The organism is Nocardia sp. NPDC004860 (assembly GCF_040609015.1).
Taxonomy (GTDB): Bacteria; Actinomycetota; Actinomycetes; order Mycobacteriales; family Mycobacteriaceae; genus Nocardia.
Genome location: NZ_JBEXJI010000015.1, coordinates 124,325 through 141,931, shown reverse-complemented (window position 1 = coordinate 141,931; position 17,607 = coordinate 124,325). Strand labels below are relative to the sequence as shown.

General features: G+C 68.7%; 21 protein-coding genes. 14 read left to right on the top strand and 7 right to left on the bottom strand.

The genetic code is table 11. The annotated features are described in order from the left end of the window. Both ABZV44_RS25830 and ABZV44_RS25825 read left to right on the top strand, forming a co-directional pair. Window positions 1–1,146 carry a YbhN family protein gene (locus tag ABZV44_RS25830; protein WP_354841177.1) on the top strand — a complete coding sequence of 382 codons (1,146 nt, stop codon included), beginning with the start codon at window positions 1–3 and terminating at the stop codon, window positions 1,144–1,146. Window positions 1,147–1,224: 78 nt separating this feature from the next. Beyond that, window positions 1,225–1,608, top strand: a complete 384-nt coding sequence (locus tag ABZV44_RS25825) for a DUF3054 domain-containing protein (RefSeq protein WP_354841175.1) — start codon at window positions 1,225–1,227, stop codon at window positions 1,606–1,608. A 27-nt stretch (window positions 1,609–1,635) separates the two neighbouring features. On the opposite strand, the gene ABZV44_RS25820 is transcribed toward ABZV44_RS25825, so the two are convergent. Further along, complete coding sequence (locus ABZV44_RS25820; RefSeq protein WP_354841172.1) at window positions 1,636–3,312, bottom strand: NTF2-like N-terminal transpeptidase domain-containing protein; 1,677 nt, start codon at window positions 3,310–3,312, stop codon at window positions 1,636–1,638. A 338-nt stretch (window positions 3,313–3,650) separates the two neighbouring features. On the opposite strand from ABZV44_RS25820, the gene ABZV44_RS25815 reads away from it, so the two are divergent. The 5 genes from ABZV44_RS25815 (at window position 3,651) to ABZV44_RS25795 (ending at window position 6,962) form a co-directional block, all read left to right on the top strand. Continuing rightward, window positions 3,651–4,256, top strand: a complete 606-nt coding sequence (locus tag ABZV44_RS25815) for a hypothetical protein (RefSeq protein ID WP_354841169.1) — start codon at window positions 3,651–3,653, stop codon at window positions 4,254–4,256. A 12-nt stretch (window positions 4,257–4,268) separates the two neighbouring features. Continuing rightward, window positions 4,269–4,721: a type II 3-dehydroquinate dehydratase gene (gene aroQ, locus ABZV44_RS25810; protein WP_354841166.1), complete on the top strand. Its 453-nt coding sequence runs from the start codon at window positions 4,269–4,271 to the stop codon at window positions 4,719–4,721. A gap of 237 nt (window positions 4,722–4,958) precedes the next feature. Next, window positions 4,959–5,885 (top strand): ABC transporter ATP-binding protein, encoded by a 927-nt coding sequence (locus tag ABZV44_RS25805; protein WP_354841163.1) that lies wholly within the window; start codon window positions 4,959–4,961, stop codon window positions 5,883–5,885. Then, a complete protein-coding gene (locus ABZV44_RS25800; RefSeq protein ID WP_354841160.1) occupies window positions 5,882–6,733 on the top strand; it encodes an ABC transporter permease in 852 nt (283 codons plus the stop codon). The genes ABZV44_RS25805 and ABZV44_RS25800 overlap by 4 nt, the downstream gene beginning before the upstream one ends. A 25-nt stretch (window positions 6,734–6,758) precedes the next feature. Then, a complete protein-coding gene (locus ABZV44_RS25795) occupies window positions 6,759–6,962 on the top strand; it encodes a helix-turn-helix transcriptional regulator (protein ID WP_354841343.1) in 204 nt (67 codons plus the stop codon). Window positions 6,963–6,974: 12 nt separating this feature from the next. Here ABZV44_RS25795 and ABZV44_RS25790 read toward each other — a convergent pair whose 3' ends face one another. Continuing rightward, window positions 6,975–7,856 (bottom strand): NAD(P)-binding domain-containing protein, encoded by an 882-nt coding sequence (locus ABZV44_RS25790; protein ID WP_354841157.1) that lies wholly within the window; start codon window positions 7,854–7,856, stop codon window positions 6,975–6,977. Between the two features lie 138 nt (window positions 7,857–7,994). Between ABZV44_RS25790 and ABZV44_RS25785 the strand changes: the two genes are divergently transcribed. Continuing rightward, window positions 7,995–8,351, top strand: a complete 357-nt coding sequence (locus ABZV44_RS25785; protein WP_354841155.1) for a helix-turn-helix domain-containing protein — start codon at window positions 7,995–7,997, stop codon at window positions 8,349–8,351. Here the strand turns inward: ABZV44_RS25785 and ABZV44_RS25780 are convergent. After that, entirely contained in the window at window positions 8,348–9,463 is a 1,116-nt protein-coding gene (locus ABZV44_RS25780; protein WP_354841152.1) for a glycerate kinase, read from the bottom strand. The two genes, ABZV44_RS25785 and ABZV44_RS25780, sit on opposite strands and share 4 nt — an antisense overlap. A 98-nt stretch (window positions 9,464–9,561) precedes the next feature. On the opposite strand from ABZV44_RS25780, the gene ABZV44_RS25775 reads away from it, so the two are divergent. Next, a complete protein-coding gene (locus ABZV44_RS25775; RefSeq protein ID WP_354841149.1) occupies window positions 9,562–9,885 on the top strand; it encodes a GNAT family N-acetyltransferase in 324 nt (107 codons plus the stop codon). A gap of 32 nt (window positions 9,886–9,917) precedes the next feature. Here the strand turns inward: ABZV44_RS25775 and ABZV44_RS25770 are convergent, their stop codons facing one another. After that, a complete protein-coding gene (locus tag ABZV44_RS25770; RefSeq protein WP_354841147.1) occupies window positions 9,918–10,679 on the bottom strand; it encodes a lysophospholipid acyltransferase family protein in 762 nt (253 codons plus the stop codon). Window positions 10,680–10,804: 125 nt separating this feature from the next. Here ABZV44_RS25770 and ABZV44_RS25765 point away from each other — a divergent pair, with 125 nt between their 5' ends. The 3 genes from ABZV44_RS25765 to ABZV44_RS25755 are packed head-to-tail and all read left to right on the top strand — an operon-like array spanning window position 10,805 to window position 12,681. Further along, on the top strand, window positions 10,805–11,419 hold the full coding sequence (locus tag ABZV44_RS25765) for a YqgE/AlgH family protein (RefSeq protein ID WP_354841144.1): 615 nt from the start codon (window positions 10,805–10,807) through the stop codon (window positions 11,417–11,419). A 42-nt stretch (window positions 11,420–11,461) separates the two neighbouring features. Further along, complete coding sequence (locus ABZV44_RS25760) at window positions 11,462–11,968, top strand: sigma-70 family RNA polymerase sigma factor (protein WP_354841142.1); 507 nt, start codon at window positions 11,462–11,464, stop codon at window positions 11,966–11,968. Further along, entirely contained in the window at window positions 11,965–12,681 is a 717-nt protein-coding gene (locus ABZV44_RS25755; protein ID WP_354841139.1) for a zf-HC2 domain-containing protein, read from the top strand. The genes ABZV44_RS25760 and ABZV44_RS25755 overlap by 4 nt, the downstream gene beginning before the upstream one ends. Before the next feature lie 51 nt (window positions 12,682–12,732). Here the strand turns inward: ABZV44_RS25755 and ABZV44_RS25750 are convergent, their stop codons facing one another. The 3 genes from ABZV44_RS25750 to ABZV44_RS25740 all read right to left on the bottom strand — a co-directional run bounded on the left by ABZV44_RS25750 (window position 12,733) and on the right by ABZV44_RS25740 (window position 15,082). Beyond that, on the bottom strand, window positions 12,733–13,503 hold the full coding sequence (locus ABZV44_RS25750) for an ABC transporter permease (RefSeq protein ID WP_354841136.1): 771 nt from the start codon (window positions 13,501–13,503) through the stop codon (window positions 12,733–12,735). After that, window positions 13,491–14,459, bottom strand: a complete 969-nt coding sequence (locus ABZV44_RS25745) for an ATP-binding cassette domain-containing protein (RefSeq protein WP_354841133.1) — start codon at window positions 14,457–14,459, stop codon at window positions 13,491–13,493. The genes ABZV44_RS25750 and ABZV44_RS25745 overlap by 13 nt, the downstream gene beginning before the upstream one ends. A gap of 119 nt (window positions 14,460–14,578) precedes the next feature. Further along, complete coding sequence (locus ABZV44_RS25740; protein WP_354841131.1) at window positions 14,579–15,082, bottom strand: EXLDI protein; 504 nt, start codon at window positions 15,080–15,082, stop codon at window positions 14,579–14,581. Between the two features lie 138 nt (window positions 15,083–15,220). Between ABZV44_RS25740 and ABZV44_RS25735 the strand changes: the two genes are divergently transcribed. Beyond that, window positions 15,221–16,924, top strand: coding sequence for a thiamine pyrophosphate-binding protein (locus ABZV44_RS25735; RefSeq protein ID WP_354841128.1), 1,704 nt, complete (start codon window positions 15,221–15,223; stop codon window positions 16,922–16,924). 3 nt (window positions 16,925–16,927) lie between these two features. Further along, window positions 16,928–17,605 (top strand): SRPBCC family protein, encoded by a 678-nt coding sequence (locus ABZV44_RS25730; protein WP_354841125.1) that lies wholly within the window; start codon window positions 16,928–16,930, stop codon window positions 17,603–17,605. The last annotated feature ends 2 nt before the right edge of the window (window positions 17,606–17,607 follow it).

Sequence of the window (17,607 nt, the reverse complement as noted above, 5' to 3'; positions counted from 1 at the left end):
GTGACGGCCCATGGTGAGCTGGCCGGCGATCCTGCGCCGCCCGCGGATGACTCGCACCGTGGCAGGTTCTGGTGGGCCAAATGGGTTCTCGGCGCCGCGCTGGCGGCGTTGCTGATTTCCGAAGGCATATATCTATATCCGCGCCTGCACGAATCCTGGAAGAACCTCACCGAAATCCACTGGGGATGGGTCGCCGCCTGCATCGTCATGGCGGCGTTTTCCATGAGTGGCTTCGGTCGAATCCAGAAACAGCTGCTGCACGCCGGCGGCGTCGAGGTGAGCCAGCGGAAGTCGGTGTCGGTGGTGTACGGCTCCACCGGCATGTCGCTGACGCTGCCCGCGGGCCAGGTGTTCTCGGCCGCCTTCACCTACCGCCAGACCCGGCGCTGGGGCGCCAGCCCGATCGTGGCGTCCTGGCAGCTGGTGATGTCGGGCGTGATCGCGGCGGCCGGGCTGACGCTGCTGGGTCTGTTCGGCGCGGTGCTGTCCGGGGACCGGGTCGGCCCCGGCAAGGTGATCCTGACGCTGGGCACCGTCGCCCTGCTGATCTGGACCTTCAACTACGTCTCCCGCCACCCCGGCGGGGTGCAGGCGCTGGCGCAGCGAATCCTGCACCTGGTCAATCGGATTCGGCGCAAGCCCGCCGACGCCGGCATGGAGAAGGTGGCCGAGATCCTGACCCAGCTGGAGTCGGTGGATCTGGGCAAACAGGATGGCGCGTGGGTGGTGGTCTGGGCGCTCGTGCACCGGTTCGCCGATGTGGCCTGCCTGGGTTTCGCCTGCTACGCGGTGGGCGCGGATCCGCACTGGGCCGGGCTCATGCTGGCCTTCGCGGCCGGAAAGGCCGTGGGCACCATCCCTTTGGCGCCGGGCGGCATCGTCTATGTGGACGCCACCCTCATCTATTCGCTGACGGCGGCGGCCGGGCTGCCGGCCGCGCAGGCCGTGGCGGCGGCGTTCCTCTACCGGCTGATCAGCTTCATCCTGGTGGCGATCGTCGGCTGGATCGTCTTCCTCTTCCTGTACCGCAAGCCGCAGGCCGACGACGCCGAGCTCGAGAAGGAATTCGAGGAGCGCGGCAATTCGCTGGTCACCGACCGGCGCCGGCCCAATCCGCCGGCCGATCCGGACGCGGCGCCGGCCTGACCGACCCCCTTCGCGCGACCAGCCAGGGTGGAGAGTCCCTGCACAGGCGCTCCCGGGACGCCCGATACCCTGTGCCGCGTGAAGAAACTCGTGCCCCTCGTCGTCGATGTCGCCCTCGTGGTCGTGTTCTGTGCGATCGGGCGGCGCAGTCACGACGAGGCGATCGGCGCGGGTCTGCTGCGCACCGTCTGGCCGTTCGGCACGGGCTTGCTGCTGGGCTGGGTGATCGCGCTGGTGGTGGCGACGGGCCGGGAAGGTGTGAGCGCGGCACAACGTTTCGACGGCCGCGCGGTGTGGCCGACCGGTGTGATCGTGTGGCTGAGCACCCTGGTCGGCGGCATGCTGCTACGTGCCGTATCCGGTCAGGGCCTCGCGGTCAGCTTCTTCCTGGTGGCCGCGACCTTCCTGGCCCTGTTCCTGATCGGCTGGCGCGCCGCCCTGCAGGTGCTGCGCTCGCGTTGACGTCGCGTCGCGGGTACTGCCCTCTCGCTAGTCGGGCGAGGCCAGCGACTGCAGCAAGCGCGCCGCCACCCGCGCGGTGAGATCCCCGCTGTCCGGATCGTCGATGTGGATGGCGAAGGCCAGGTCTCCCATGGTGGCGATGAGCCAGGCGTTGTTGCCGGTGGTGGCACCGTAGGCCTGCACATCGCGATACCTGTTGAGGCTGGCCATCTCCGGCGCACCGACCCCGTCGTGCAGCATGCCGCGCAGCCGGTCGGTGGCCTCGCCGGGCAGTGCGGCCAGGTCGGCCTCGGTGGTGGCGGGCTGGCCGATGGTGATCATCGGCTTGGGCACCTGGCCCTTGGCGATGGCGGCCGCCGCGATGGCCATGCCCCACGGGCTGGCCAGCAGCGAGTCGGCGGCATTGCCGCGGCCCACGTTCTCGGCGGCGTTCTTGCCGGTGGGCAGCCGGCCGGTGGTCTCGTCGAGGCCGGGCACCTTGAAGTCGATGCCGATGCCGAGCAGGCTGGCCGCGTCCGCCGCGTCGCCGACCGAGACATCCTGCGGCGCTTTGTGTTTGGTCACCGCGGCGACGTTCTTGAACAGCTCGATCATGCCGCCGACCGGGTATTGCCCGGTGAAGGCGATATTGCCGTGCTCGCTGGCCTGACTGTTCTGCGCCACCGCGACCAGGGCGCCGCTGGAGGGCTGGATGGCCACGATGGAGGTGGGCGAGCCGGTACTCACCGCGGCGTCCTCGGCGGCGCGCTGCAGGCGCTGGTCCATGGTCGCCGGAATGTCGGGTCCGGGCGGGCCCTGCTCGCCGGCCAGCTGGGTGACGAATTTGCCGTCGGGCTCGAACAATTGCACGCCCCAGCCGGAGTGCGCGTCGCGATCGTCCAGCCACACCTTGGTGAGCGCGTCGAGCATGGGCGACCAGACCCGGCGGTCCGCGGAGATGAGCTTGGGCTGCTTCAGCAGCACCACACCCGGGATCGGGGCCATGCGCGGCTCGAGGATGGCGAAGTCGCCGTCGCGCAGGTTGACCGCGACGAAGGGTTTGCCCTGGGAGGCCGCGAGCTGCTGCATCAGCGACGGTCCGTCGATGAGCGGCGCGACCGGGGCGATGGCTGCGGCCAGCGCGTTGGTGGACGCGACCGGGTCGGTGATCTTGGCCGGGTCCAGCTGGACCACATTGATGGTCTGCTCGGTCATGAGCGGCTGGCCGACGATGTCGTTCACCCGCGGTGAGGGAGTGGCGAAGGTGCGCACCAGCTTGGCGCTGCGCTTGGCGTCCAGCTGCGGCATGACCATGGCCGGATCCCATGAGATACGCCAGCCCACACTGAGTTTGCGCACGGTACCCTGCAGGTCGTATTTCCAGTCCCGCTTGTCGCCGAAGTTCCAGGCGCCGGTCATGGAGAAGAGTCCGGTCGTACCGTTCAGTCCGGTGAACTGGGTCACGTGGTAGTCGGGCTTGCCCGGGTCGAGTCCCTCGAAGACTTGCTTCAGCGTTGCCGAAGCACCCGCCGGGTAGGAGGTCAGCCGCGACGCCCCGTCATAGTCCTTCTTGTCGATCAGCGTGGTGAACCGTTCGACCACCGCCTCCGCACCCGTCGACCGCTCCCGAAAACCACATGACCCCATCGCGATCGCGACGGCTGCCACACCCGCGAGTGCGATCGCACCCCGTACCCGGAAGCGGCGGGATCCCCACACATCCATATCGCCCACTCTTCACTCTGGCCACATCAGCAACAGGTCCACGGTACCGCGCGGCGAACGCCCGCGGCTTCACCATCCCACCAGGCGCACTTGCATCGAGCACCACCATAGTGCCGAAATCGGTCAGCAGTGACCACTTACATGATCACCGGTCGGTTACATCCCCTGGCGTATTCGAGACTCGGCAGACCGGTCGGTTCTCACTGGTGACAGCGTTGCGGGCCGGCCTCGGCGCAGCCGCCGAAGATCGTTCTCCCAGAGCAGAACCCACTCCCACTGAAACGACGTAACGTTGTAATCAGCATTACAACTCCCTGCAGTAAGTGAGTGTGACCATCATGAGACACGGACATCGTGGACACGGTTTCGGGCGCACCGGCGGCTGGCAGCAGGCCGACCTTCCCGACGCCTCGGACGCTACCGCCTGGTTCGCTGGAAGATTGCCATCCGACTGGTACACCGGTCCAGCAACCCTCGAAGTCGATCGCGACGAAATCGTCGTCCTCGGCGAACTCCCCCTCCCCCCAGCCGAACCCGCCCCCGGCGACGACGCTCCCGCCGAGGACGCGGGACCGGCCGCCGTCCCGCAGGCCACCCGTGAGGGCATCATCGCCCGCTTCCGGGAGACCACCCGCCCCGCCCGCATGCAGATCGCCCAGGAGGCCCAGGCCCGCTACGGCCGCAATGTCGCCTGGGGCGTGCTGGTGGACGGCGAGCGAATCATGTTCACCCACCTGGCCGTTCCGGTCATGACCCGGTTGCGCCAGCCCGAGCGCAAGGTGCTCGACACCCTCGTCGACGCCGGCGTGGCCCGCTCCCGCTCCGACGCGCTGGCCTGGACGGTCAAGCTGGCCGGCAAGCACGCCGAGGAGTGGCTCGCGGAATTGCGCACGGCCATGCGCAAGGTCGACGACCTGCGCACGGAGGGACCGAGCGGCCTCTAATACAGTGGGCGCATGGCTGCTTCCGGTCCGATCCTGGTGCTCAACGGCCCGAACCTGAACATGCTCGGCACCCGCCAGCCCGAGGTGTACGGGGCCGACACCCTCGACGACGTGGTCGAGCTGTGCCGCAAGACCGCGGCGCGGTTCGACCGGGAGATCGTGGCGTTCCAGTCCAATCATGAAGGCGCGCTGATCGACCGGATCCACGCCGCGCGCGGGGTGGAGGCGGGCATCGTCATCAATCCGGGCGGGTTCACCCACACCTCGGTGGCGCTGCGCGACGCGCTGGTGATTCCGGAGGTGCCGATCGTGGAGGTGCACATCAGCAATGTGCATGCCCGCGAGGAGTTCCGGCACCACTCCTACATCTCCCCCATCGCCACCGCGGTGATCGCGGGGATGGGCATCCAGGGTTACGCCGCGGCGATCGAATTCTTGATCCGCCGCTCCCCCGCCTCCCCGTAACTTCAGCGCACGGCCGAGAGTTCACCGTTGGGCACGCGTGCCGGCGGTTGGGAGCCGAACCGAGTCTGGACGTACCCGGCGAGTTACCCGCATCTCACGAAATCGGTTGTCGCGTCGCGAAAGAGGGCCCGGCTCGCTGCGAGCCGGGCCCTTCTTCGTGGACGATAAATAGCTTGTCCCCTGCAAAATATAGTAGATATGCTACATCCGATCCGGCTTCTACTACGGAGGGGTGACATGTCGGTCGGTGAGGGCGTCGTACTCGACGTCGAGAACCTGCGGATGCGCTACGGCACCCGCGATGTCCTGCAGGACGTCAGCTTCCAGGCCCACCGCGGCGAGGTGCTGACGTTGCTCGGCCCGAACGGCGCGGGCAAGACCACCACCATCGAGATCCTGGAGGGCTTCCGCATGCGCTCGGCGGGCCGGGTCGAGGTGCTCGGCGCGGACCCGGCGCACGGCGACGAGGCCTGGCGGGCCCGGCTGGGCGTGGTGCTGCAGTCCTGGCGCGATCACGGCAAGTGGCGGGTGCGGGAACTGCTGGACTACCTGGGCATGTGCTACGCGCCCTACGCCACGGCCGACATCCAACGGCCCTGGGACACAGACGAACTCATCGCCGCGGTGGGCCTCACCGAGCACGCGGACGCCAAGGTGATGACCCTCTCCGGCGGCCAGCGCCGCCGCCTGGACGTGGCCATCGGCATTGTCGGCCGTCCGGAACTGCTGTTCCTGGACGAGCCGACCGCGGGTTTCGATCCGCAGGCCCGCCGCGAATTCCACGACCTGGTGCACCGGCTCGCCGACGACGACCACACCACCATCCTGCTCACCACCCACGACCTGGACGAGGCGGAGAAGCTGGCCGACCGCATCCTCATCCTGGCCGGCGGGCGCATCATCGCCGACGGGTCGGCCGATCAGCTCTCGCGGCGCATCGCCGGTGAGGCCGAGGTGAAATGGACCCGGGACGGGCAGCGCTTCGTGCACACCACCACCGAGTCCACCAAGTTCGTCTACGAGCTGTTCCAGCAGTTCGGCGAGTCGGTCGAGGAACTGGAGGTGCGGCGCGCCTCGCTCGAGGACACCTACATGACCCTGGTGCAGCGCTTCGAATCCGGCCAGGGCGATACCGAACTGCGGAGCCTGGAGGAGGTCCGATGAATCCGACCACCGTCGCGGTGCGGGCCGGTTTCCGGCGCGGCCGCATCGAGCTGATCCAGACCCTCACCAATGGGATGGACATCTTCTCGCAGTTCTTCTGGCCCGTGGCCACCATGATCGCGGTGTTCTTCATGCGCCACGGCGACTTCCAGGGCAGCGGCGTCGGCCTGGGCGCGCTGGCGCTGCCCAGCGTGCTCGGCATGCTCGTGGCGTTCACCGGCATGTTCGGCGTGGCCCAGGGCCTGGCCATGGATCGCGAGGACGGAACCCTGCTACGCGCCAAGGCGACCCCCAACGGCATGCTGGGCTACCTGATCGGCAAGATCGTCGCGGTCTCCGGCGTCACCGTGGTCCAGGTGGCGCTGATTCTCGGGTTCGGGCTGCTCACCATCGGCGGAGTGAGCCTGAACAGCGTCGGCGCCTGGGCCACGCTGATCGGCATTCTGGTGCTCGGCCTGCTGGCCTGTCTGCCGCTGGGCGCGATCGTGGGCTCGGCGTTCGACAGCCCGCGCAGCATCGGCTTCATCTCGTTCCCCATCATGGGTCTGGTGGCGATCTCCGGAATCTTCTATCCCCTCACCGGCCTTCCGGGCTGGCTGCAGGCCATTGCCCAGGCGTTCCCCATCTACTGGATGGGCCTGGGCATGCGTTCGGCCATGCTGCCCGACGGCGCGGCCATGGTGGAGCTGACGCACTCGTGGCGGCACCCGGAAACCGTGGCGGTGCTGGGCGCCTGGGCGGTGGCGGGCATCCTGATCGCGCCGATCGTGTTGCGCCGCATGGCCCGTCGCGAATCCGGGGCCGCGGTGGCGGCCCGTCGCGAGAGGGCCATGGCGCGTGCCTACTAGCGAGGTCATCTACAACCGGATCGCGATGCTGCGCGCCGAGCGCGGCATCTCGCGCCGGCAGCTGGCCGAGGCGCTGGGCGTGCACTACCAGACCGTCGGCTATCTGGAACGCGGCGAATACAGCCCGAGCCTGCATCTGGCGTTGCGGCTCGCCCAGTACTTCGAGGTGCCGGTGGAGATCATCTTCTCCACCGCGCCCTTCCCTCGCATCGGCTCCGAGACCGCCTGATTCCCGTGTGGCTCAGGCGTTCTCGGATACCGCGCCCATGAGTTCGAAGGTCGATACCGCCCGCCCCGCCGCCGCGCTGGCGGCGACGGCCCGGCGCCAGAACGCCTGCGCCGTGTGCGAGAGAGTGGCGTCGACGCCGACCTCCGCACTGGCGTCGATGATGTGCTGCGCACCCGCGTCCATCATGCGCAGTCCGGCCACGTCGGCCCAGCCGCCGTTCTGGTTCTCCACCGAGAACTGCTCCATGAAGTACGGGAAGGCGGCGTTGGAGCGCACCGCGAACGGCACGAACTGCGCGATGTCGTGGCCGGAGCGCGCGATCATGGCCGTGGCCTGGTCGAAGGCCAGCAGCCAGGGATGGAAGATGGTGAGCAGGCCCTGGTAGAAGACCTGCGCCAGACCGTCATCCGGGCCCAGGTACTCCTGCGGGCTCAGCGGGCGCAGCAGTTCGGCGTGCGCGTCGAAGACCGCACGCGGGCCGCTGTAGAAGATGTAGGACGCCGGGTGTTCGATATTGTCGCCCGCCGACATCACACCGCCGGAAAGGAATTCGGCGCCGCGCTGCCGCAACCACGCCGCACCCCGGCGGGCCTGCTCGGGCGAATCCGAGGAGAGATTGGCGATCACCTTGCCGCGCAGGTGATCCGCGGCCGGACCGAGCACGTCGTACATGGCGGCGTAGTGGGTGAGGCTGAGCACGGCCACCGCGTTGGCATCGAGCGCCTCGGCGACGGTGGCCGCCCGCCGGGCCCCGAGCTCGACCATGGCGTCGGCCTTCTCGGGACTGCGGTTCCAGACCGTGACCTCGACTCCGGCCTTCAGGAACGCTGCGACCATGGCCCGCCCCATCGGGCCCAGACCGATGACGGTGACGGATCGACGCAGATCAGACATGGTGTATCCCCTTCGATTTCGGCTGTTCGGGACTGGCGCGCCGGAATCGATGGTGGCCGGGATCGGTAGCCTCGGGAAGACCGCACCTGCGCGTGGGGTTGCTTACCCCAAGGTTCGAAATCTGGTCAGGAGGGCGCGATGAGTACCGGCGGTGACGCGGATCACGAGGTGTGCGGCATGTCCGTGGCCATCGAGGCGGTCGGCGGCAAATGGAAGATGCACCTGATGTGGGTGCTGGCCGAGGGACCGCAGCGGTTCGGGCAGATCCGGCGGCTGCTGACCGGTGTCAGCGAGAAGGTGCTCGCGGAGAACCTGCGGCAGCTGGAGGCCAGCGGCATCGTGCACCGCGAGATCTACCCGGAAGTGCCGCCGCGCGTGGAATATTCGCTCACCGAGCTGGGCTGGGAACTCAGCGCGGCGCTGCGGCCGCTGGAGGAGTGGGGCGACCGCAATCGGAACCGGATTCCCGGCCGTGCGCTCACCCCGGCCGGCTAGGACTCCGCGATCCGCTCCCCGATCCGTTCCAGCAGGGCGGCGGCATTCGCCATGCTGCGGGCCGGGTCGGGCTCCAACTCGGACAATGCGTAGGCGGTGGCGAATCCGGCCTCCCGCACCTGCTCCGCGGTGAGCAGCACCCGGCCCGCCACCGCGACCACCGGGACGCCCGCCGCCAGCGCCGCGCGACAGACCCCGATCGGGGCCTTGCCGGACAGGCTCTGGGTGTCCAGCGAGCCTTCCCCGGTGACGACCAGATCCGCGTCCGCCAGCCGGGCCCGGAAATCGATCAGGTCGAGAACGAGCTCGATGCCCGAGCGCATCCGCGCGCCCAGCGCCGCCAGCGCCCCGAAACCGGTACCGCCCGCTGCGCCCGCACCCGGTTTGTCGGCCCATTCCGGGCCCAGCACGGCGGCCCAATTCTTCAGTGCCGCTTCGAGAGTGGCGACCTGCCCGGGATCCGCGCCCTTCTGCGGCGCGTAGATCGCGGCCGCGCCGTCCGCGCCGAGCAGCGGATTGTCCACATCGCTGGCCAGCGTCACCGTCGCATCGGCCAGCCCGGGGTGCAGATCGTCGCGATCCACCCGCACCGCGCGCGCGAGTGCCGCTCCGCCGCAGGGCAACTCGTTCCCGTCGGCGTCGAGGATGCGCAGTCCGAGCGCCTGCAGCAGGCCCGCCCCGCCGTCGGTCGAGGCGCTCCCGCCCAGCCCGAGCACGATGTCGCGCGCTCCCCGATCGAGCGCGTCCCCGATCACATCGCCCACCCCGTAGGTGCTGGCGTGCAGCGGATCGGGCTGTCCGCCGGGAAGTTTCGCGAGGCCGCTGACCGCGGCCAGCTCCACCACGGCCACCCGCCCGCGGACCGCGTACGAGGTGGTCACCGGCGCGAGCGTCGGCCCGTAACTCTCGACCTCCACCCGCTTCCAGCCGGCCGCGACGAAGGCGTCGACCGTCCCGTCCCCGCCGTCGGCGACGGGTGTCCGCCGCACCGCGGCGCCGGGGGCGGCGCGGGTGATCCCCACGGCCAGCGCGTCCGCCACCAGGGTGGCGCTCAGGGAGCCCTTGAACTTGTCCGGGGCCAGCAGCACCCGGCGCGGGGGTGGGTTCGTCATCCCTACATTTTGATCTCCGATGTGGGAAGCGACACGCCGGACGCCACCGTTCGGCCAAAGGGACAAATAGCCGTCACGGGAGAACTAACGTCGCACCCATGTCGAGTGAGTCGGTCGAGGTCCGCAAGAACGCCACGCTGGATCGGTTCGAGTTGTTCGTCGACGGATACCTCGCCGGGGTCGCGGCCTATCAGGACACCGCCAACGAGCGGGCCTTCGTGCACACCGAGGTCTACCCGCAGTTCGAGGGCCTGGGGTACGGGCGCAAGATCGTGCAGGGCGCGCTGGACCAGACCCGCGACGACGGGTTCGGGATTCTGCCGCTGTGCCCGATGGTGCACCACTTCGTCGAATCCCGGCCCGAGTACCTGGCTTTGGTGCCGCAGTGGTCGCGGGAAAGGCTCGGCCTGCCCCAGCGGTGACCGCCGGCAGTACTCCTCGACGGCACCGCCGATCAGTACGCCTTGACCGCACCGTCCAGCGCGTTCTGCAGTTCTTCGCGCACCACCCGCGTGATCTCGGCGGGTTTGGTGGGCAGCTCCGCCACCGGCATGCCGAAGTAGAAGCTGGCCGAGCGCGCCTCCTCCTTGGTGGGTTCCACTCTGGGATCCAGCCGCGGGCCGTAACTCAGACCCAGGCTCACCAGCACCGGTTCCGCCCCGAGCTTCCTGGCCCGGAAGGCGATGTGCCCGATGCCGGTTCCGACCGTCTGCACCTGGGTGGGGTCCACGTCGTTGCAGGTGCCCTCCGGGAACACCGCCACCCCGTCACCGCGCGCCATGCGCTCGGCGCAGATGTCGATCATGCGCTGCCCGGCCGCGTTCACCGCGCGCAGGCCGTGGTCCTTGCCCCGGAAGACCGGGATGCCGCCCATCATGTCGATGCGCTCGCGCAGCTTGGTCTCAGTGAACAGCTCGTCCTTGGCCAGCACCCGGGTGTGCCCGATGACCGGCCGCAACGCGCTGCGCCAGGCCGCGGCGGCCACGGTGTACGGATCCAGCTGGGAGAGGTGGTTCACCGCGATGAGCAGCGGTCGCCGCTGGGAGATGAACTCCCGCAGCCGGTCCCGGGCCCCGGCCGCGTAGGTCACCCGGGGGTGATAGCGACGACCCAGCAGCCAGTAGGCCGCCCGCGCCTTCAGCAGGTTCTGCTGGTGGTCACGATAGAAGTCGTAGACCGCGTCGCTGTTCTCGAGGACGACTTCGGGGCGTTCCATAGCGCCCACCCTAGCTACGAACCGCAAGGTATGCCGGACATGTTTTCCCCGGCTCACAGCGGCACAAACGAGTAAGCGGCAAATTATGCAACGCAATTGGTCTGTCGCAGTGCGATGATGACTGAGTGGCACGCGCAGAGGAACACGGTGACCGTTCTCGACGCGAATTCCGGCATGAGGACCAGGTGGTTCGACCAGGGACCCTGCTGGTGTCCGCGACCGATCTGACCGAGCCGTCGTTCCGGCGGTCGGTGGTCTACATCCTCGAACACAATGACGGCGGCACCTGGGGCGTGGTCCTCAACAAGCCCAGTGACACCGCCCTGCACGACGTGCTCCCCAACTGGTCGGAGCTGGCCGCCGGCCCGCGGGCGCTCTACATCGGGGGCCCGGTGAAACGCGATGCGGCGCTGTGCCTGGCCACCATCAAGGTGGGGGCGTCCATCGCCGGGCTGTCCGGCGTGCGCCGGGTGGACGGCCGGGTGGCCCTGGTGGACCTGGATTCCGATCCCGACCGCATCGAGGGTCTGGTGGAGGGCATCCGGGTCTTCGCGGGCTACGCCGGCTGGACCTTCGGGCAGCTGGAAGGCGAACTGGATCGCGGCGATTGGATCGTGCTGTCCGCCCTGCCCTCCGACCCGCTGGCGGGCCGCGTCGATCTCTGGGCCCACGTCCTGCGCCGCCAGCCGCTGCCGCTGTCCCTGCTGGCCACCCATCCCATCGAGCTCGAACGCAACTGAACCGCCCGGACATCTGTGTCGTGATCGATGCGGAGGTGAGCGATGCCGGAGGACCAGGCGGCCCTGCTCCGCGCGCTGTACGACGAGCACGCGGCAGCGCTGTGGCGGTACACCTACGGGTTGGTCGGGGATCCGGGCCGGGCCGAGGACATCGTGCAGGAGACCCTGCTGCGCGCCTGGCAGCGGCCCAATGTGCTGGACCAGTCCACCAGTTCGGCGCGGGCGTGGCTGTTCACGGTCGCCCGTAATCTGGCCGTGGACGAGCATCGCAGCGCCCGCAGCCGGCGCGAATTCCGCACCGATCACCCGCCGGAGGTGCCCGAACCGGACAAGACGGATCGGGCGCTGGACGGGTGGCTGGTGGCGGATGCGCTGGCGCGGCTGAGCATCGATCACCGTGACGTAATCGTCCGTGCCTACTACCGGGGCCTGTCCACGCATCAGATCGCGGAGGAACTGGAGATCCCGGAGGGCACGGTCAAGTCCCGGATGCACTACGGCATGCGGGCATTGCGATTGGTGTTGCAGGAAATGGGGGTGACGAGATGACCGAGGGCCATGAACTGTGCAATGGCTACACCACCTGGGACGGCGCGTATGTGCTCGGCGCTCTCGCCCGGGACGACCGCCGCGAGTACGAGGAGCATCTGACCGGATGTGAGTCCTGCCGCGCGGCCGTGTCGAAACTGGCCGGTCTGCCCGGCCTGCTGGCCATGGTGGACGCCGAGACCGCGTTGTCGATTGCGGCGCAGGACGATCCGCCCTCCACCGTGCCGCCGCCGCCCGAGCGGTTGCTGCCGATCCTCGCGGCGCGGACCGCCAAACGGCGGCGCCGGGGGCGATGGGAAGCGATCGGCGGAGCAGTGGCGGCGGCGGCCGCGGCGGTGACCATCGCGATTCCGGTGACCGCCACCGTGGCCCACCACGAGGGCCCGTCCTTCGTGCAGCAGGTGGTGGCGCAGGGTCCGCTGAAGCCGCAGACCGACACCCCGATCCTGGCCACCTTCAAGGTGATGTCGATCAACGGCCAGACCCGGGTGGACATGTGGTGCCAGTACCCGCCCTCGGACGAGGAGTACGTGTGGACGCTGTCGCTGTGGGTGACCCGCAACGACGGCGTGCAGTCCAAGCTCGCCGAGTGGACGGTCAAGCCGGGCCAGACGCTGACTCCGGACGGCACCACCTCGGTGTCGCCGGAACAGTTGAAGACGGTCGAGATTCGCAACGGATCCGGGAAAATCCTGCTGGCAGCGGGTATCTGACCACGCGCGAACGGCGCGCCCCGCGTGGGAGCGCGCCGTCCGGCACCGTGACTACCGGGTCTTGCGCCGGAAGGTCGCGGTGGACCAGAAGTATCCGAACACACCGATCGCCACGCACCAGCCGATGGCCAGGATGCCGTTGTGACCGATCGGCCCGCCCATCAGCAGCCCGCGCAGGGTCTCGGTGATCGGGGTGAAGGGCTGATACTCGGCGAACTGCTTCACACCGGCCGGCATGGTGTCGGTCGGCACCAGGCCGCTGCCCAGGAAGGGCAGGAACAGAATCGGCATGGGCATATTGGACGCGCTCTCCGGGGTCTGGGCGATCAGGCCGAAGCCGACGCCGAGCCAGTTCAGCGCGAAGACGGTCAGGCCGATGAGTCCGAAGGCCGCCAGCCATTCCACCACGCCGGCGTGCGGCCGGAAGCCGATGACCACGGCCATCAGCGTCATGGCGACCACGCCCAGCATGCCCTGGATCAGGGTGCCGACCACCTGCCCGGTGAGCACCGAGGCGTGCGAGAAGTGCATGGTGCGAAAGCGATTGATGATGCCCTTGGTCATATCGGTGGCCATGCCGACCGCGACGCCCGCGACCATGTACGCCGGGATGATGAGCATCATGCCGGGCGTCAGGTAGTCGATGTACCGGCCGCCGGTGGCCGACTTCAGCGCACCGCCGAACACGTAGTTGAACAGCAGCAGCAGGAACACCGGCATGATGATCAGGGAGAAGATCATGCCCGGATACCGCTTGGCGTGCACCAGGTTCCGGCGCAGCATGGTCTTCGAGTCGGCGAACGAAGCGGTCAGCGTGACCATGGGGAGGTCTCCTTCTCCGGAGCGTGGCCGCCGGTGAGGGCCAGGAAGACGTCGTCGAGGTCGGGGGTGTGCACGGACAGGCCCGCGGGTTCCACCCGGGCCGCGTCGAGGCGGTCGATCACCTCGCGGACCGAGCGCACCGCGCCGTCGCTCGGAACAGCCAGCGTGAGGTCACCGTTGACCTGCGCAGCATCCCCGAAAAGCCGTGCGGCGGATTCGAATTCGGCCCGGTCGCCGAAGTCCAGGCGGATGTAGCCGCCGGGCACCATGCGCTTGAGCTGATCGGCGGTGCCCTGGGCGACCAGTTGCCCCTGGTGCAGCACGGCGATGCGGTCGGCCAGCTGGTCGGCCTCTTCCAGGTACTGGGTGGTGAGGAAGATGGTGACGCCCCGCGCGGTGAGGTCGCGGATGATGTCCCACATGCCGCGGCGGCTGCGCGGATCCAGGCCCACGGTGGGCTCGTCGAGGAAGATGATGCGCGGATCGCCGACCAGGGTCATGGCCAGGTCCAGACGGCGGGTCATGCCGCCGGAGTAGCTCGAGGCGATCTTGTCGGCTGCGTCCTCCAGCTCGAAGGTGGCCAGCAGTTCCGCTGCCAGCCTGCGGCTTTCGGTGCGCGGCAGGTGGTGCAGGTCGCCCATGAGTACGAGGTTCTCGCGGCCGGTGAGCAGTTCGTCCACGGCCGAGAACTGGCCGGTGACCCCGATGATCGAGCGCACGCCGTCGGGCTGGGTGGCGGGATCGAAACCGCCGACGCTGATCTCGCCGCCATCGGCGCGTTTCAGGGTGGACAGGATCTCGACCGTGGTGGTCTTGCCCGCGCCATTGGGGCCGAGCAGCGAGAAGACGCTGCCCTCCGGGACGGTGAAGTCGATGCGGTCGAGCACGATGTGCTCACCGAAGGATTTGCAGAGGCCGGTGACCGCGATGGCTGCCGGTGCAGGGTCGTTGTACATCTCTCCCCTCTCATCAATAGATAGGCATGAATGCATACGTCATCCAGGCCGTGACCGCCGAGGCTTGCGATCAAAGTTGTTTCGGGTCAGCTATTCAGTTGTGCTACAGGGTTTTTCGATCAGATATCGAGGTCCTCGACCTGCGAGTGCTCGGTGGCGTCCACGACGCGGGCGTAGAGGCGATCGGGAATCTTGCCCTCCAACTCCTGGAGGGTGTCGTAGACCTCGAGGGTGAAATCGCCCCAATCCTGTTCGCCCAGGCCGAGGAAGCGACGCCACTGGCGCCAATTGGTGTCGGTCGGAAACTCCGACCAGTTGGAGAAGTGGCTGTGCACCGCATACGCGCCTTTGCGGGTGCGGTACACCCGGATGTCCTCGATGCGCTCATTGGCCATCTGGTGCCAGTGGGTGAGCAGGGCACCGGAGAACCGGACCTGCCGGGTGCCGTCCTTGCCCACCTTCAGAACCACCTCGTCGTAGCCCTGTTGCCGGCCCTCCTCGAGCTCGATGAAGCGCCGCAGTGCCGTCACGATCGCGCCCGACAGATTGCCCCCCACCAGCTCCTGCGCGCGCTGAAACAGCTTCAGGTCATCATCGGATACGTAAATCGTCTTGTTCGGCATGCACCAACTATACGTAGACGTATACATACACGGCAAGACCTGTGGCGAAACGCGGTGATTGAACCGCTGACGACCCGCATCCGTATCCCGGTTGAAGGCACTCGGGCACCGGTGGCTGCCACCGGAAAGGACGCGCCCATGCGTAGCGGCACACGGGTCGCTGACCAGCTGGTCAGGGCGGTATCGGCGCTGGGCGTACGGCACCTGTTCGGCGTCGACGGAGCAAATATCGAAGACCTCTACGACGCGGCTTTCGAGCATCGGGATCTGCTCACCGCCGTGGTGGCCAAGCACGAGTTCGGCGCGGCCACCATGGCCGACGGGTACGCGCGTTCGACTTCCGGACTCGGTGTCGTGTGCGCGACCTCCGGCGGCGGCGCCGTGAACCTCGTCGCCGGGCTGGCCGAATCGTTCGCCTCCCGGGTGCCGGTGCTCGCACTGATCGGGCAGCCCCCGACCGTCCTGGAGGGCAAGGGCGCCTTCCAGGACACGAGTGGGCAGGCCGGCGCCTTCGACGCGGTCGCGCTCTACACGCCGATCTCGCACTACTGTGCTCGCGTCGAGGCCCCCGCCGACCTGCCCGCTCACCTCGCCCGCGCGGTCTCCGCCGCCCGCCGGGGCGGGCCCGCGGTGCTGTTGCTGCCCAAGGACATTCAGCAGGCCGACCTGGTCGCCCCGGATTTCGTGCCGCCCGCGCGCCCCTACCGCCGCGACATCGAGAATCTGTGCCGGGTGCTGGACACCGTGCGCGGCGCCCGGGCGGTCGGGAAGATCGTGATCATCGCCGGGGACCAGGTGGCCCGCGACGACGCCCGCGGCGAGCTGGCCGCCTTCGCCGCCGCCGTGGACGCCGTCGTCGGGGTCGCGCCCGACGCCAAGGACGTCTACCACCACGCGGACCCCGGCTGCTGCGGCGTCGCGGGCAGTATGGGCAATCCCGAACTGCTCGACGCCCTGCGCGGCGCGGAGCTGTGCCTGCTGATCGGCACCCGCATGCCGGTCACCGCCCGGGCCGGGATGGAGGACGCGCTCGCGGCGGTACCGCTGGCCAGCATCGGCGCGCTGCCGCCGTTCCTGCCCGCCGGGCACGCGCACAGCAACGACCTGGCCGAGACCCTCGCCGAACTGATCGGCGAATTGGATTCCGGCGACGGCGAACCCGGGGCGCGGATCATCCCGCTGCGCCCGCACCCGTCCGGCGAGCCCAGCCTGACCCCGCTGCCCGTGCCACCCTCCGACGGTCCCGGGCTGCGCTATCGCGAGGTGGTGGACACCATCAACGACGCACTGCCCGCGGGTTCGGACGTCTTCGCCGACGCCGGCAATACCGGTGCTGCCGTGGTGCACCACCTGCGGCTGCCGCGGCACGGGCGCTTCACGGTGGCGCTCGGCATGGGCGGCATGGGCTATGCCTTCGGGGCCGGGATCGGCTCGGCCTTCGCCCGGCACCGCCACCCGGACGGCGGGCAGCGGCGCACCTACGTGATCGCGGGCGACGGAGCATTCTTCATGCACGGCATGGAGATTCACACCGCGGTCGAACACCGGCTGCCGATCACCTTCATCATCCTCAACAACAACGCGCACGCCATGTGCGTCACGCGCGAGCAGCTGTACTACGGGGATCGCTACAGCTTCAACAGGTTTCGTCCCGCGTATCCGGGCGCGGGGATGGCCGCCATGTTCCCGGATCTGTGCACCCACGCACCGGAGAACCGGGCCGAGCTCGCCGCGGCACTGCGGCACTGCGCCGACCGCCCGGGACCGTCGTTCGTCGCGATCGACTGCGATCCCGACGAAATCCCGCCGTTCACACCGTTCCTGACGCCACCCAGGAGGTAACCCGTGACCACCAGCGCCCTGCCCGCCCTCAGTGACATTCCGGAAGCCGTCCTGCCCGGCCTGCTGCGCATCGAGAATTCCGATCGTGAGGCCACCACCCCGATCATCCTGGACATGCTGCGATCGGTGTATCCGCACGACCAGATCTTCGGCGACTTCTGCCCGGTCCAGGGGTTCATCGCGGCCCCGCCGCGGGAGCTGTACGAGTACCTCGCCGATACCCGGTGCCTGGAGGAATGGACCTACAGCCTGCGCGGATTCACCGAGACCGAGGAGCCCGGGCTGTGGGTGTCGCACGATCGGCTCGGCGACAGCACCAAGATCTACACCCGCACCGTCGCCAATCCCGACGCCATGACGGTGGACTACCACTGCGCCTGGGACCAGAGCGACCACCTATGGATGGTCTACCTGATGCGGGTGGTCGACGCCCAGGTGGTGTTCGACAAGCCCGGTTCGGTGGTGCTGTGGACGAACTGCCACCACCCGTTCTATGACCGGAACCCCTACCAGGACACCGCGCCGGACAAGCGCAAGGTGTGGGTGGGCGACTTCTGGGAGATGTTCTCCGCCGGGCACCAATTGGAGCTCGACAACCTCAGGGCCATCGCGGAATACCGCGCCTCGCACGGGCTGCCCATCAAGCCCGACTGGATGCTGAATCCCTCGGAAGAGAAGTGAGC

Coding starts and splice junctions, on each gene's coding strand:
- ABZV44_RS25770 (WP_354841147.1), bottom strand. CDS start 10,679: ATGGAACGCCCCGAAGTCGTCCTCGAGAACAGCGACGCGGTCTACGAC.
- ABZV44_RS25790 (WP_354841157.1), bottom strand. CDS start 7,856: ATGTCTGATCTGCGTCGATCCGTCACCGTCATCGGTCTGGGCCCGATG.
- ABZV44_RS25780 (WP_354841152.1), bottom strand. CDS start 9,463: ATGACGAACCCACCCCCGCGCCGGGTGCTGCTGGCCCCGGACAAGTTC.
- aroQ (WP_354841166.1), top strand. CDS start 4,269: ATGGCTGCTTCCGGTCCGATCCTGGTGCTCAACGGCCCGAACCTGAAC.
- ABZV44_RS25745 (WP_354841133.1), bottom strand. CDS start 14,459: ATGTACAACGACCCTGCACCGGCAGCCATCGCGGTCACCGGCCTCTGC.
- ABZV44_RS25755 (WP_354841139.1), top strand. CDS start 11,965: ATGACCGAGGGCCATGAACTGTGCAATGGCTACACCACCTGGGACGGC.
- ABZV44_RS25775 (WP_354841149.1), top strand. CDS start 9,562: ATGTCGAGTGAGTCGGTCGAGGTCCGCAAGAACGCCACGCTGGATCGG.
- ABZV44_RS25740 (WP_354841131.1), bottom strand. CDS start 15,082: ATGCCGAACAAGACGATTTACGTATCCGATGATGACCTGAAGCTGTTT.
- ABZV44_RS25815 (WP_354841169.1), top strand. CDS start 3,651: ATGAGACACGGACATCGTGGACACGGTTTCGGGCGCACCGGCGGCTGG.
- ABZV44_RS25760 (WP_354841142.1), top strand. CDS start 11,462: ATGCCGGAGGACCAGGCGGCCCTGCTCCGCGCGCTGTACGACGAGCAC.
- ABZV44_RS25735 (WP_354841128.1), top strand. CDS start 15,221: ATGCGTAGCGGCACACGGGTCGCTGACCAGCTGGTCAGGGCGGTATCG.
- ABZV44_RS25805 (WP_354841163.1), top strand. CDS start 4,959: ATGTCGGTCGGTGAGGGCGTCGTACTCGACGTCGAGAACCTGCGGATG.
- ABZV44_RS25785 (WP_354841155.1), top strand. CDS start 7,995: ATGAGTACCGGCGGTGACGCGGATCACGAGGTGTGCGGCATGTCCGTG.
- ABZV44_RS25820 (WP_354841172.1), bottom strand. CDS start 3,312: ATGGATGTGTGGGGATCCCGCCGCTTCCGGGTACGGGGTGCGATCGCA.
- ABZV44_RS25795 (WP_354841343.1), top strand. CDS start 6,759: ATGCTGCGCGCCGAGCGCGGCATCTCGCGCCGGCAGCTGGCCGAGGCG.
- ABZV44_RS25750 (WP_354841136.1), bottom strand. CDS start 13,503: ATGGTCACGCTGACCGCTTCGTTCGCCGACTCGAAGACCATGCTGCGC.
- ABZV44_RS25800 (WP_354841160.1), top strand. CDS start 5,882: ATGAATCCGACCACCGTCGCGGTGCGGGCCGGTTTCCGGCGCGGCCGC.